Origin of the sequence: Protofrankia sp. Cr2 (genome assembly GCF_963555885.1) — a bacterium.
Lineage (GTDB): Bacteria > Actinomycetota > Actinomycetes > Frankiales > Frankiaceae > Protofrankia.
Map to the genome: position 1 here is coordinate 1 of NZ_CAUVXG010000054.1, position 13,463 is coordinate 13,463.

13 protein-coding genes and 1 pseudogene are annotated in these 13,463 nt (G+C 67.8%); 3 read left to right on the plus strand and 11 right to left on the minus strand.

What is annotated here, in order from left to right:
- Positions 1–355 precede the first annotated feature (355 nt).
- Both U9978_RS19530 and U9978_RS19535 read left to right on the plus strand, forming a co-directional pair.
- Positions 356–1,279 carry an LLM class F420-dependent oxidoreductase gene (locus U9978_RS19530; protein ID WP_322762609.1) on the plus strand — a complete coding sequence of 308 codons (924 nt, stop codon included), beginning with the start codon at positions 356–358 and terminating at the stop codon, positions 1,277–1,279.
- A gap of 18 nt (positions 1,280–1,297) precedes the next feature.
- Entirely contained in the window at positions 1,298–2,527 is a 1,230-nt protein-coding gene (locus tag U9978_RS19535; protein WP_322762584.1) for a CapA family protein, read from the plus strand.
- Positions 2,528–2,635: 108 nt separating this feature from the next.
- Here U9978_RS19535 and U9978_RS19540 read toward each other — a convergent pair whose 3' ends face one another.
- The 6 genes from U9978_RS19540 to U9978_RS19565 all read right to left on the minus strand — a co-directional run bounded on the left by U9978_RS19540 (position 2,636) and on the right by U9978_RS19565 (position 8,226).
- Positions 2,636–3,088 carry a Fur family transcriptional regulator gene (locus U9978_RS19540; RefSeq protein WP_322762610.1) on the minus strand — a complete coding sequence of 151 codons (453 nt, stop codon included), beginning with the start codon at positions 3,086–3,088 and terminating at the stop codon, positions 2,636–2,638.
- A 151-nt stretch (positions 3,089–3,239) separates the two neighbouring features.
- Positions 3,240–4,466, minus strand: coding sequence for a pyridoxal phosphate-dependent aminotransferase (locus tag U9978_RS19545; protein WP_322762585.1), 1,227 nt, complete (start codon positions 4,464–4,466; stop codon positions 3,240–3,242).
- Between the two features lie 74 nt (positions 4,467–4,540).
- Positions 4,541–5,497 (minus strand): DUF2637 domain-containing protein, encoded by a 957-nt coding sequence (locus tag U9978_RS19550; RefSeq protein WP_322762586.1) that lies wholly within the window; start codon positions 5,495–5,497, stop codon positions 4,541–4,543.
- 264 nt (positions 5,498–5,761) lie between these two features.
- Positions 5,762–6,499, minus strand: a complete 738-nt coding sequence (locus U9978_RS19555; RefSeq protein WP_322762587.1) for a metal ABC transporter ATP-binding protein — start codon at positions 6,497–6,499, stop codon at positions 5,762–5,764.
- 414 nt (positions 6,500–6,913) lie between these two features.
- Positions 6,914–7,498: an OmpA family protein gene (locus U9978_RS19560; RefSeq protein WP_322762588.1), complete on the minus strand. Its 585-nt coding sequence runs from the start codon at positions 7,496–7,498 to the stop codon at positions 6,914–6,916.
- A gap of 128 nt (positions 7,499–7,626) precedes the next feature.
- The gene (locus U9978_RS19565; RefSeq protein WP_322762589.1) at positions 7,627–8,226 is read right to left on the minus strand and encodes a hypothetical protein; all 600 of its coding nucleotides are present in this window, start codon (positions 8,224–8,226) and stop codon (positions 7,627–7,629) included.
- A gap of 476 nt (positions 8,227–8,702) precedes the next feature.
- Between U9978_RS19565 and U9978_RS19570 the strand changes: the two genes are divergently transcribed.
- Positions 8,703–9,089, plus strand: a complete 387-nt coding sequence (locus U9978_RS19570) for a type II toxin-antitoxin system VapB family antitoxin (protein WP_322762590.1) — start codon at positions 8,703–8,705, stop codon at positions 9,087–9,089.
- A 57-nt stretch (positions 9,090–9,146) separates the two neighbouring features.
- On the opposite strand, the gene U9978_RS19575 is transcribed toward U9978_RS19570, so the two are convergent.
- The 5 genes and pseudogenes from U9978_RS19575 to U9978_RS19595 form a co-directional block, all read right to left on the minus strand.
- A complete protein-coding gene (locus tag U9978_RS19575; RefSeq protein WP_322762591.1) occupies positions 9,147–9,503 on the minus strand; it encodes a hypothetical protein in 357 nt (118 codons plus the stop codon).
- A 323-nt stretch (positions 9,504–9,826) separates the two neighbouring features.
- A complete protein-coding gene (locus U9978_RS19580) occupies positions 9,827–11,170 on the minus strand; it encodes a YibE/F family protein (protein ID WP_322762592.1) in 1,344 nt (447 codons plus the stop codon).
- A gap of 302 nt (positions 11,171–11,472) precedes the next feature.
- The gene (locus U9978_RS19585) at positions 11,473–12,249 is read right to left on the minus strand and encodes a YcnI family protein (RefSeq protein ID WP_322762593.1); all 777 of its coding nucleotides are present in this window, start codon (positions 12,247–12,249) and stop codon (positions 11,473–11,475) included.
- A gap of 243 nt (positions 12,250–12,492) precedes the next feature.
- Positions 12,493–13,176, minus strand: a complete 684-nt coding sequence (locus U9978_RS19590; RefSeq protein WP_322762594.1) for a hypothetical protein — start codon at positions 13,174–13,176, stop codon at positions 12,493–12,495.
- Between the two features lie 5 nt (positions 13,177–13,181).
- Positions 13,182–13,463, minus strand: a pseudogene (locus tag U9978_RS19595) (hypothetical protein); the annotation flags it as partial.

Sequence of the window (13,463 nt, forward strand, 5' to 3'; positions counted from 1 at the left end):
GGACGGGCGGGAGAATGTTGTTCGGCCGGTCTGAACCAGGAACGGACTCCGGGTCGGGCACGGGCTTTGTGTCAGGCACGGACATCGTGTCCTCCGGTCATACGTGGCCGCCCCCGAGATCGTCGGTCACAGCCGCCGGTTGGGGCAGCCGGTCGCCGCGGGTCAGCGGGACCGTTCGCCGCGGAGCTGACGATAGTCGTCCCGTGGTGGCGAGCAACCCGGACACGGGCTCCGGGTACCCGCCGTGGTTGACGCACCCGGATAGCGTGGTGTCGTGACAGCTGCCCCCTCGTCCGCGACCGTCGCGGACACCGCCACAGCCACCGACGCCGCCGACGGTGACGACGAGGCCGCCATGAGTGCCGGCGACGTGCGCCCGCCCGTCCGTTGCGACCTCGGCCGGGTCGGGATCTGGAGCGGCCAGTTCGACTTCTCCCCGGCGTCGGTTGTCCGCGAGGCCGTTGCCGAACTGGACGAGCTGGGCTATCCCGCGGTCTGGACCGGTGAGGTCAAGGGCAGGGAGGTCCTGGTGACCGCGGCCTTGATGCTCGCGGCGACATCCCGGCTCACGGTCGCCACCGGGATCGCACAGATTCTCGCCCGACATCCCCAGACGATGATGGCCGGCCAGATGACCCTTGCCGAGGCGTTCGGGGACCGTTTCCTGCTCGGCATCGGCGTGTCACACGCGTCCCTGATGGAGATCCGCGGCGTTCCCTACACCAAACCGTTGTCGCAGCTGCGGGCCTACCTCGACGAGATGGACCGGGCCGCTGCGGAGCAGTACCGGGCGGTGCCACCGACATCGTCGACGCGGGTCCTGGCCGCGCTCGGCCCGAAGATGCTGGAGCTGGCGCGGGTCCGGGCGGACGGCGCGCACACCTACTTCGTGCCGCCGGAGCACACGGCCAGCGCGCGGGAGATCCTGGGGTCGGGCAAACTGCTCGTCCCGGAGCAGGCGTTCGTTCTCGACACGAACCCCGAGACCGCGCGGGAGTTGGCCCGGCGGCACACCGGTTCGTATCTGCGGCTACCGAACTACACGAACAACCTGCGCCGCTTCGGCTTCACCGACGACGACCTCGCGGGCGCCGGCTCAGACCGGCTTGTCGACACGATCGTGCCGTGGGGTGATCCCGACGTCCTGCTCGGCCGGATCGCCGAACATCTCGATGCCGGCGCCGACCACGTATGCGTCCAGGTCCTCGACCCGGACCGCCGTGGGCTGCCCCGTCGGCAGTGGCGTGAACTCGCCCCGGCCCTACGCAGCCTGAACTGACCCATGCGGTTCCCACCCGTGGCACGTGCTGACATACCGATGCCGCTGATGTGGTCGCCGGTGCGGTCGCCGGTGCGGCCGCTGTTGCTGGGGATGCTGACGGTGTGGACGCTGCTGGCGTGCGGCGCGTCCGGTCCACCGTCGGCGGGCGGTGGACCGGCGGCGACGGTACCGGCTGTCGGCGCCACGGTGTTGATCGCGTCCCCGGCGGGGCCGGTAGCCAGCGCCCCACCGGGCACATCGTCTCCTACCCCGACATCCGGTTCGCTGAACGTGTCCGAACGGCGTCCGACGGGCAGCCCGATCACGATCGCTTTCGGTGGGGACGTGCACTTCGAGGGTAGACCCGGAGCCCGCCTGGCGGCTGATCCCCGCACCGCGCTCGGGCCGATTGCGCAGGCGCTGGGTCGCGCTGACCTGGCGATGGTCAACCTGGAGACGGCGGTGACCGCGGGTGGTACACCGGTCAACAAGACCTTTGTCTTCCGCGCGCCACCGTCGGCGTTCGTCGCGCTGCGGGCCGCCGGCGTCGATGTCGCCACCCTGGCGAACAACCATGGCATGGATTACGGCGTGGATGGTCTGCGTGACACCATCGCCGGTGCCCGGTCGGCCGGATTCCCGATCGTCGGGATCGGCCTGGACGACGCCCAAGCGTACGCCCCCATGCATACGATCACGAAGGGCCAGCGGATCGCCGTCATCGGCGCGACCCAGGTGATCGACGACGAGCTGGTCTCGAACTGGACGGCCGGTCCGGGCAAGCCGGGCCTGGCCAGCGCGAAGGACGTCCCACGGCTGCTGGCGGCCGTCCGAGCCGCCCGTGCCGGCAGCGACACTGTGATCGTCTACCTGCACTGGGGTATGGAACGCGCATCCTGCCCGACACCGGCACAGCGGGCGTTGGTGCCACAACTCGTCGAGGCCGGCGCGGACGTGATCGTCGGGTCGCACGCACATGTGCAGCTCGGCGGCGGCTGGGGGCCCGACGGTGTGTATGTGGACTACGGCCTGGGCAACTTCGTCTTCTATGCGTCCGGCAACGGTCCGAACACCATTTCTGGTGTGCTCACGCTGACAGTCGCCGGACGAGCGGTCACCGCGGCGGAGTGGATGCCGGCCCGGATCGACGACGGCGTGCCAGTGCCACTGGCGGGTGCGCAGGCCTCGGCTGCCCGCAGCGCCTGGGATCAGCTCCGGTCCTGCGCGGATCTCGTGGCTGAGTCGCCGAGGCACGGCCCGGAGTAGGTCGGTCCCGGTCGGTCCCGGTCGGTTCCGGTCGGTTCCGGTCGGTTCCGGTCAGTCCGGTCGGTTCCGGTCAGTCCGGTCGGTTCCGGTCAGTCCGGTCGGTTCCGGTCAGTCCGGGCTGGCCGCGCAGGTGGTGCAGGTGCCATAGATCTCCAGGGTGTGGGCCACATCGGTGAAGCCAGCGGCCGTCGCGACGCGGTCCGTCCACGCCTCGATTTCAGGTCCTTCTACCTCGACGGTCCGTCCGCAGTGACGGCACACCAGATGATGGTGATGGCTGTCGGTGGCACAGCGGCGGTAGAGGGTCTCGCCGTCGTCGCGCCGCAGCACGTCGACCTCGCCCCGGTCTGCGAGGACCTGCAGATGCCGGTAGACGGTGGTCAGACCGACGGGCTGGCCGGCGTCGCGCAGGTGCGCGTGCAGGTCCTGGGCGCTGGTGAAGGCGTCGATCTCGGCGAGCGCGGCGGAGACTGCATCGCCTTGGCGGGTGGCCCGGACGGTTGTTCCCCGGCCGAGCGCGGACCGCCTGTTACCGCCTGAGCCGCCTGGCGTCGGGGGTATGGGTGTGGGTGTGGGCGGCGGGCTCGACCCGGCCACAGCTCGGGACGGTGCCGGGGTCGGCGCGGGTCGGCTGGATTCGGCACTGGACACAGCGTCCACTCTCCCACCGCACGGCAGGTCCGGGGGTCGACAAAGGGGCTATGGTCGTAGATCATCCTACGATCAGGGTCTGTTCGTAGGTCGCGAGGAACCTGCCGATACGGCCGACCGCGTCGGTGAGATCGTCCACACCGGGCAGGGTCACTATCCGGACGTGGTCGGGTCTGGGCCAGTTGAAGCCGGTGCCCTGCACGATGAGAATCCTCTCGGCCAGAAGGAGGTCCAGCACGAGCCGTTCGTCATCGACGATCCGGTGCACAGCGGAATCGATACGTGGGAACGCGTACAGCGCTCCACGCGGCTTTACACATGATATGCCGGGAATATCGTTGAGCAGTTTCCACACCACATCGCGCTGCTCGTGCAGCCGACCACCGGGCAGCACGAGATCGCCGGCGCCACCGCCATCCTCAAGCGCGGCCTGCATCGCGTACTGGCCCGGGACGTTGGCGCACAGCCGCATGTTGGCCAGGATGTTGAGGCCTTCGACATAACTGGAGGCATGCATGCGTGGACCGGACAGAACCATCCAGCCGGAGCGGAAGCCCGCGAGGCGGTACGCCTTCGACAGCCCGTTGAAGGTCACACACATGACATCCGGGGCGAGCGCCGCGGTGGAGAAGTGCTCGGCGTCGTCATACAGGATGCGGTCGTAGATCTCGTCAGAGAAGATCATAAGGTTGTGTCGGCGGGCGATCTCGATGATGCTGGAGAGAATCTCGCGACTGTAGACGGCGCCGGTCGGGTTGTTCGGGTTGATCACCACGATTGCCCGCGTCCTGGCGGTGATTTTGCCGGCGATGTCGTCGACATCGGGCATCCAGTCGGCGGATTCGTCGCACATGTAGTGGACGGGCCGGCCGCCGCAGAGGCTGACCACCGCTGTCCACAGCGGGTAGTCCGGTGCCGGGAGCAGTACCTCGTCGCCGTCGTTGAGCAGCGCCTGCAACGACATCATGATCAATTCTGAGACGCCGTTACCGAGGTAGACGTCGTCAGTGTCGATACTGGCGATGCCCTTACCGGTCGCGTACCGGACCACGGCCGCTCGCGCGGATGCCAGACCCTTGGAGTCGCTGTAACCCTGCGCGTCGGCGAGGCTCTCTATCACGGCCTGGAGAATCGCAGGTGGGGCGGCGAACCCGAACGGCGCGGGGTTGCCGATGTTCAGTTTCAGGATGCGCTGGCCCTCGGCTTCCAACCGCGTCGCCTGGTCGAGGACGGGACCCCGGACGTCATAGCAGACGTCGGCGAGCTTGTCGGACTGGGTGAACTCCATCTGCCAAGGGTAGGCGCGCCGTCTACCGGATTTTCTCACCCTGACCAGGGGAGTCACGCCAGGTACTGCGGGGGTCAGCTGCCGCGGGGCAGATCGGGGGTGAGACCGCGGCCCAGTCCTCGGCCCAGACGGACAGGATGGCGCAACGGCACCGCCAGTGGGCCGGTGTCGACATCGGCGAAGTGGGTCTCCTTGCGTACCTGGTAGACCCAGCTCTTGCTGACGCTGATGCCGCGGGCGGCGAGCAATGCCGAGGCATGCGATGCCGATCCGCCGGTCTGTTCCAGCGCGTGGATGATGGCGTCGCGCTTTCCGGTGGCGTCCAGTCCTGGGGATTGCGGACCGGACGACTGCGCGGCGGTGTCCGGCAGGTCGGCCGTATCCTCCGCATCCTCCGCCCCGACCTCATGCATACCCGCACGGTGTCCACCGGGCAGTTCGATCAGATCGGCCAGATCGGCTGAATCGGTGATGTCCGCCAGGTCTGCGAGGTCCGCCAGATCGATGGCGTCGGTGGGAGCGGGTGTCGGCACCGGGGCGGGGGCGAGGAACAGCGGTGACCGTTCGACCGTGGACTGTTCTGCGCGCGGGTTGGGGATGCCGCTGCCGCCGGCGTCGGCGCGGTGTGGTGCCTGGACGCCCGTGAAGGCCCTGGCCTGGCGGCGAGCGGCGGGGTCCGTGGGATGAATCTGGCGCATGAGCAGTTCGTAGGAGCCCAGCAGCGCCAGCGGTGGCCATGCCGCGATGACCCGGGCTGTCAGGGTGGGTTCTGCGTGCAGGACGTTTGCGGCCAGTGACGCGCATGCACCCAACGTGAGGAGCGCGTAGGACAGCCCGGAGCGGCGCCGTCCCGCGCGGCGATCCGCCAGCATGGTCATGGATGCAGCTACGATCAGCCCATCCACGCTGAACGGCAGCACCGCCGCCGTCATGGAGTCCTCGCCGTGTCCAACCGCGACGCCGCGCATGTGGCGGTAGGAGACGAAGGCCGCCACCGCCGCGACCAGGGTGACGGCCGCAACCGTCGTCACCCGGACGGTCCGCTCTGCGAGCGCACCCGATTGACCGCCAGGAGACACCGGACGACCCATAGACACAACACATCCCTCCTTGCACCCGCAGTACCGTCAATTGCGCCCGCAGTACCGTCAATGATGCCCGTCATCGGGTGCCCGCCCTCGGATGCCCGTCATCCTGGCGCGAACCGAGCCGAGCTCGCCGGCCATCCAGCCGGATGTCGGTGTGTCAACTACTTATCGTAACGTAATGGTTTCTTGTCGAAGTCATCGTGGCTGTCACTGGGCTGCAATCGTTGCGTCATGCAGTGGTTCCACTTCGCTGCCGCCGAATGCGGCCGTGAGCCTGTGGTTGGTCAGGGTGGACGCGGTCGGGCCGAAAGTCACCCGACGGTCGTTGAGCAGGAACACGTCATCGCAGGTCAGATGCGCGAGCGCGAGATCACGGGTCGAGATCACGACGGTGGTGCCGCCTGCCCGCATCGTTGCGAGGGTGGACAACAGAGCGGCCTGGCAGAGCATGTCAACCTCGGTGAACGGCTCGTCAAGCAGCAGGAGGCGTGGCTGCTGTGCGATGGCACGGGCGAGCATCACCCGTTGGCGCTGGGCGCTCGACAGCGTCCCGAAACAATCGCGGGAATGATCGGCGAGTCCGACTGTCGCCAGTGCACGGGCGACCGCCGCTCGGTCGGTGAAGGTGGGTCGCCGCACCCATCCGATCCACCGGTACCGTCCCATCAGGACGATCTGGGTGACCGTTACCCGAACTTTGGCGTCAAGGGTCTCGGTTTGCGGCACGTATGCGATTCGATGGCGGGCACGGGCCGGTTGTTGGCCGAGCACGGTGACCGATCCGCCGGTTACCGGTGCCAGTCCGAGTACAGCTTTGATCAAGGTTGATTTCCCGGCACCGCTCGGGCCGATCACGGCCACGGCATGGCCGGTCCTGACGGTTCCGTGGACGGTGGTCAGGACCGGAGTCCGGTCATAGGCGACCGTGGCCCGGTCGAAGGCCACAGCTGGACCTGCGGCCTCGGGAGTTTTCGGTCTTTCGGATATGTAGGATATAAAGGATGTATCGGGTATTTCGGTCGGCTGGCTCCGGACCTCCGATTCGATCAGTCGCTCGGTGGACCTGGCTGCTGGTCGTTCCCCGGCGGTTTTCACCAGTGCGTCCAGTGCGCTGTATGTGCCGCCCGACAGCCCCCGCATTGCCTCGGTCATGCTTCGAGACGGTACGGCCATTGCGTGTGCAACGCATGGCGGACTGTGACTGCGCTGGCGACATCACCTGTTCAGGCTGATACGACCTGCCGGTGCCGCGACCAGCCGAAGATTAGTGATCTTTCGAGGTTTGTGTGCCGAGAACGGCCTTGTTGATCTCACAAAGCTCGAAAGATCATTGCTGGCGGTGGCTGACTGCATGATCGATTATGATGTGCGGTAAGTGATGGTCACGCGGCGGTTCTGTGCGCGGCCGGGGCTGTTGTCCGAGCCGTCCGGGTTGGTGTTCGGGGCCACGGGGTTGGCCGAGCCCTGGCCGGTCGCCGTGACCAGCACATTGCCGGGGGCTTTCGGGCGTAGCAGGTCCGCGACCGCGTTTGCCCGTCGCTGGGACAGGATGACGTTGTACGCGGGCGTGCCGGTGCTGTCGGTGTAGCCGTTGACGGCGACCGTCCCCTTGGCGTTACCGATCTGCGGGGCGATGTCGGCGAGCTGGCTGCGGGCCGCATCGGTCAGCTCGGCGGAGTCGAATGTGAACAGCACGTCCGAGCTGATGGTCACGGCCACAGCAGAGCCGTCATGCCGCTCGGTACGCAGCGCGAGGACAGCCTTGTCCACATCGATCGGACGGACCGCATCCGCCAGGTCGATCTGCTGGATCGATTCGGCGATGGCCTGATCGCTCACTGTTTCCACGGGTGTGGGAGGTGCCGACGCGGCCCGGGCGCTCGGTGCGCCGACCCAGAAAGTGGTTCCGGTGGCCAGCGCGGCAACCGTGGCGGCGACGGTCACGGCAACCACCGCTGTGACCCGTGTGATGACCCGTGTGATGACCCGTGTGATGACCCGTGCGGCGACCGTAGCGGTCAGATCCCGACGATTCGGTGTGCCACCGTCGCACGTCGGACCGGTGGGGGGCGTCACCGGCTGACCGGAGCGTCGTCGAACAGCAGCCGATCGTCGGCGTAGACGTCGACGGTCCGCACGTCAACCGGTGGTGCCGCGAAGGTGTACGAGGCGCTGACCGGGGTGTTGTTGACAGTCTTCGTTTTCGGGCCGCTGGCGCCGAGCTCGACATTGTGGCTGTCCTGGACGACGAAATAGCGCTTCAGGTTGACGCTGTCGACGAGGGTCATCGCCGGACTGTGCGCCGCGAACATCTCGAACACCGAGATCTCCTTGTTCTGCGGGGAACTGGCGTACCTCGGTGTCCACACAACGGTGAGTGTTGCCAGGCGTCCGTCCACCTTCAGACCGACGAAGCCGACGTCGATGGTTCCCGCGCCGCCGCCCGGAGCGCGGAAACTGGTCGTCCTGGTGGCGACGGCGCCGTCCACAGTGCCCTGGTTGCCGGCGAGCGAAGCTGCGCCGGTGGCCACCGGCGCGGCCCCCGCGGTAGCCCCTGTGCCGCCGGTGGGTGCGGCTTTCTGCGAGTCGCCGGAACATCCGGTGGCCACCAGCACGATCACGCCGAGTGTGGCGGTGAGCAGAGTGGCGACCAGGGGCAGGCGGGTTCTCATCCTGTGGAGCATCCGGACCTCCCGCATGGGTACGACAACGGTGCGCGATCCCGATTATGCGGACAGGGGCAGGTCCGGATCTCCTGGCCCGGCGGATCTGTGGACAGCCGCCCTGTGGACAGTCGGTCGGCGGTCAACCGGTCGGCGGACACAAGCAGTCGTCCGTACCGCCGGGGGCACGAGCCACGAGCCAAGCGGAGACACCCTGGTTGTGGGTGTCGACCGACGACAACGATGCGAGGTGCGTGCCCCGGCCCCGCGACGCCGCGTTCCCTATTGCCGATCGCGCTTAGTCCACATGACAGGTATTGTTGGATTGTGTTTGTTGCGAAAAGTGTTGATTCTGCGTGTCACCGTTGATCAAAATCGATGCATAGACAACTGACGTGGAGGGTGGTCGCGATCCGCTGGGTCGACGGAGGATTCTAGGCTGTCAGGTGTTCCGCGAAGGTACGCCTTCGTCGAGGAGGTGTTAGTTGATCTTTAGATTTGTGGGTGATGGGCGCCCGTATCCTGACCATGGCCTGAGCCAGCGGGAATGGGCCGCGATCCCACCGCGCCAGGTCCGGCTGGACCAACTCATCACAACCAAGCGGGTGCTCGCGCTTGACGTCCTTCTGGACGAGGACTCGACCTTCTACGGGGACCTGTTCCCGCATGTCGTGGAGTGGGATGACCGGCTCTACCTGGAGGATGGCCTCCATCGGGCCGTGCGTGCCGCGCTGCAGCAACGCAACTCCATCCACGCGCGCGTGCACGTGCTCCAGCAGAACCGGGCAGTGGACGCGGCCGGGTCCGCCGGTGCCGAAACGGCGTTCGGTGACACGGCCGCCAGGGTTGCTCCATGGCTAGGGCGTGTCTGATGGATCTTCGATCGCTTCGCCCGCAACGACCAACATCCATCAGACACGCCCTAGGTGTCAGCCCGCGCTGATCAGATAAGTCGTGTAACGGTCTTCGTCAACCTTGCCGAAGATGTGCTCCGGGCAGTCGCGCGAGGGTCGGTAGGCAACGATCGGCCGCCAGACCGGCAGGCGGCCAACCTGGGTGAGTACGCCGCCGGCGAGTTTACGAGCGTCTGCCTGGGTGCGGTCCGGTTCGTTGCTCAGCTCATACCATGACCCACACCAGTGGATCTCCTTCGGGCGGCTCGTCCATGCGGCGGTGTGGAAGAACCACAGCAGAAACATCTCACGGAACAACAGAGCGATCATTGATATGATCAATAGCGCACGGATGAAGTTTCCGGCTCGGCCTGAAGCGAGGACGGGGCTCACGGGACGCGAACCCCGGAGCGCGACCGGTTGATCCTCAACGGTGCTCCCGGGCTGGTCGTCTGACCGCCTAGAGGGTCGAAGGCGGCGCGATCATTGTTCTTTCGCGCCGCCGGAGACCGAGGTCCCCGGGTCGCTAGAGGGTCGAAGGCGGCGCGATCATTGTTCTTTCGCGCCGCCGGAGACCGAGGTCCCCGGGTCGCTAGAGGGCCACGTCCGCAGACCCCGACCACCCCCCAACACACCATAGGGGTATTTAGCCCTCTTCCGCAGTAACCGGCGCTGCGACGCGCCATACTGTCCAGCCGGGCTCTCGGAACGGGTGCTCAGATGCGCGCGCGACGGGTGGCGACCAGCGCGGCGATGCCCGTGGTGATCGGTACCGACAGGACCAGGCCGATGGCACCGACCGCTGTCCGCACGACTTCCGCGGCGACCAGGTCGCCGGTGACGACGTCAAGGGCGGAGCGGTCCGCGAGGGTGAACAGCAGCAGCGAGGGCAGCGCCGCGCCCGCGTACGCCATCATGATCGTATAGATCGAGGATGCGATGTGGTCCCGTCCGATCCGCATGGCTGACCGGTAGAGCTCCGGCGGCGCCGCGTGTGGCGAGGCGTCCGCAAGTTCCCACACCGCCGACGCCTGGGTGACCGTCACGTCGTTGAGCAGGCCTAGGGAGCCGATCACCAGGCCGGCGAGGATCAGTCCGGTCAGGCTCAATCGGCCGTCGAACGCCTTTAAGGTGGCCGACTCGTCCGAGCCGAGCCCGGTGAGCATTGTCAGCCGGATCGCCAGGTAACCGAGCACGCCGGTGAGGCCGAGGCCCGCCAGCGTGCCGAGCAGCGCGCAGGAGGTGCGCGCGGACGGGCCGTGTGCGAGGTACAGCAGAATGAACAGCACCGCCGCCGAGCTGACCAGCGACACCGCCACCGGTGATCGTCCCTCGAGCAGCGCCGGCAGCAGGAAGAACACGAGCGTCAGGTAGGTCAGGGCCATGCCGACCAGCGCGGCGAGCCCGCGCCAGCGGGCGACCGCCACGACCACCAGGGCGAAGACCAGCGCGAGGACGCCCAGCGGTCGGCCGCGCTGGAAGTCGCTGAGATAGTAGTCGACGCCGCCGCCCGGCGATGTGCTCCGGCCGAGCCGGACCTTGTCCCCGGCGCTGAAGGTAGGACCGGCCGGGTCGACGGACTGTTCCAGCGGTCGGGTCCGGCCGGCGTCCGGGCCGCTGGTGATCAGGACCGTCAGCTCCAGACATGCGGTCGCCGACGCCGTCGTCTGCTGTCCGGTCGGCGCCGATGTCGCTGTTGGTGCCGGTGCCGGTGTTGACGCCGCCTCGCTGACGGTTCCGCCGCCGCACGGACCGCGCTCCGCCCGTTCGATCGTCGCGTTCACCAGCGTGACAGGCGTGCCGTCGGGAGCACGGAAAACGTCCGGAACGGGCCGGTGGCCGGTACCAGGCCACAGCGCGAACACACCGACGGCTGTTGCGGCGAACAACGGTACGAGCAGGAAAGCGAGGACGATCCGGCTACGTCGGCTGGCGGCCGCGGGGCGTCCGCCACCATGACCATGACCATGGCCGCCACCATGGCCGCCACCGTGGCCGGCTTCCGTTGTGGCGCGCTCGGCCGGCCGATGACCACCGTCGAGGTGGAGCGGGCCGGTCACCGGGCCCGTTCGCTCGTCCTGCGTCGGCGCGATCGCCCGCCGGCCATCGGCTGAACCGAGTCCGCGTCTGTTGCCGCTGTGAGCCCCCGCCACCGTCCGAGTGTGGTCCGCGATAGAGCATCGCAACAAGGGGGAATCCGGATGTATCGGAGTTGATCATATTTGTCCCGTGAAATCCTGACACATCCAGATCATGGAACGCCTGGATCCACCGGAGCCCCCGGGCGGGTGCGAAGAACCATGATCGCACGCCCGGAGGCATCCTGGGACGTGATGCTAGGACGTGATGCTAGGACGTGATGCTAGGACGTGGTGCCTCGGCGGCGACCGGCCAGCAGGGCGAAAGCGCCGAATCCGAGCCCGGCGATCCCGACGATCAGGCCTGCGATACCCAGAGCGCGGGCTGTTCCGTCCGAACTGTCGGTGCTCCGGGAAGCGGTTTGCATCGCCGTTCCGCTGCCCGTCCCCGTGCCGCTCGTCTCGGTAGCAGTCGCCGTGGGCATTGCTGAGCCACCGTGCGCGTCCGCGCTGTCGGTACTCGCGGCGGTGAGAGTCAGCGTGGGCGCGGGGTGCTCGGGCTCGGCCTGTCCGGGCTGTGCGATGTCGATCCACCGCACGATCTGGCCGTCGCTGTAAGTCTGCAGGGCCTTGAACGCAAGCGCGCCGGGCTTGTCCGGCAACGGCCCGGCCGAGATGACGAACTGTGCGAACTCGCCCGACTTGATGGCCGTGTCGCCGGACGATGCGGTCCAGATGATCTCACTGATACCTTCGGAGATGGTGCCGTCATCCGTAGTGATCGGCTTAGCGAGTTTGGCCTTCTTGACCTCGTAAGTCCAGCCGGGGATGTTTTTGATCAATACCGACGCGATCGGGGCATCGCTGGGGAACTGGACGTCGACCTTGGTCGTGGAGGCGTCGTCCCGTTCGGTTGGAACCTGGAACGTCAGCGTCGTGTACGCACCGGCGACGGCCGTCGGCGGTGCGACGCTGACGTGTGCGGATGCCGGCAGCGCGAAGGCGATCACGCCGGTGAGGGCGGCGCCGAGTACGGCGGCGCCACGGGTCGTGCGAGACATGCTGATCCTCTCGAAGGGGATTGCTCACGAAAAGCGTGCTCTGGGCACGCGAAATCGGTGACAGGAGTATTCGGCGGGTTGCCGATGGTTACCGTGGCGGCCACGGTGACGGTGACGGTGACTGTGGCCGCAGCCGGCCCGAACCTCGGTCATCCAGATCTGTGTCCGCGGAATCTGTTTCCGGAGACCTCATGTCACGCGCCAGCCCAGGCGGTTCAGGCGGGTTCAGACAGTCCAGACGGTTCAGGCGGCTCTGACCGAGCGGATCGGCGGCGGTCCACGTCGTCTGCCGGTGCGGACGAACAGGCGTCCGGCCACGGCTACCGGCGGCATGAAGCCCGCGGATCGGTCGCTACCGTGCCGTCGCGCAGAGGGCCTGGAGTCAAGCATCGGGCCGGACACCGGGATGACGAGCGTGGCTGCGAACCAGCGGACGGCGCGTAGTAGTACGGCGGCGGCCCGTGTGCGCGCACGAGCGCCGGCGACCGCGGCGCGCAGGCTTGCCGCGTTCCACAGCCCCCGTTCAGCCATGGCGAGCATGGCGGCGACGAGGGCGGCGGTACTGATATGGGCAACGGTCATTGCTGCGCTGTCGGCGAGGACCGCGTCACCCGCCATCCCGGAGCGGTGCGAGGTGAGCGCGAACGTGACGTGCAGCGCAAGCTGGGTGAGCCCGACGCCGGCCAGCACGGCGATGAACCGCCGTTCCCGTCCGGCGAGTCCGTATGCGATGCGGGTCAACAAGCCGAATGCGCAGACAACCAGCGTCGAGGATGGGCGGTGGCCGCCGGCCGCGGTGTGGGCCGCGACGGCGAGGCAGACCGACGACCCGGCACAGGTGGACGCGCGCGCGAGGCGTCCCACGGTCGTCACGGCGACGGCGGGCTTTCCAGCGACGCCGGCAACGGCCGCCGCGCGTACGGTCACGGCGGTCAGCCTGCCATATCGGGGTGAGGCCGCATCGTCGACGGCTCCGTCCCGACGTCCGGCCCTGGTTGCGGCCCGCCCTCGCCCGACGTGGTCCGTTCCCGCCAGCCATGGCGTCGGGTCACCACGGTCACCGCACCGAGTAGGCCGACGCCGATGCCGATGGTGACCGTGGTGAGGGTCCGGGCGAGGACCAGGGGCCCCGCGACCGGGGCACCTGACCGGTACAGCAGGCCGATGTCAGCGAAGCCGCCGACCATGGCGATGACGAAGCCGGCCGTCGCGGC

What these genes read in the sequence shown, in the direction of transcription:
- U9978_RS19530 (WP_322762609.1), top strand. Translation starts at nt 356, where the DNA reads ATGAGTGCCGGCGACGTGCGCCCGCCCGTCCGTTGCGACCTCGGCCGG.
- U9978_RS19545 (WP_322762585.1), bottom strand. Translation starts at nt 4,466, where the DNA reads ATGGAGTTCACCCAGTCCGACAAGCTCGCCGACGTCTGCTATGACGTC.
- U9978_RS19565 (WP_322762589.1), bottom strand. Translation starts at nt 8,226, where the DNA reads ATGAGAACCCGCCTGCCCCTGGTCGCCACTCTGCTCACCGCCACACTC.
- U9978_RS19585 (WP_322762593.1), bottom strand. Translation starts at nt 12,249, where the DNA reads ATGTCTCGCACGACCCGTGGCGCCGCCGTACTCGGCGCCGCCCTCACC.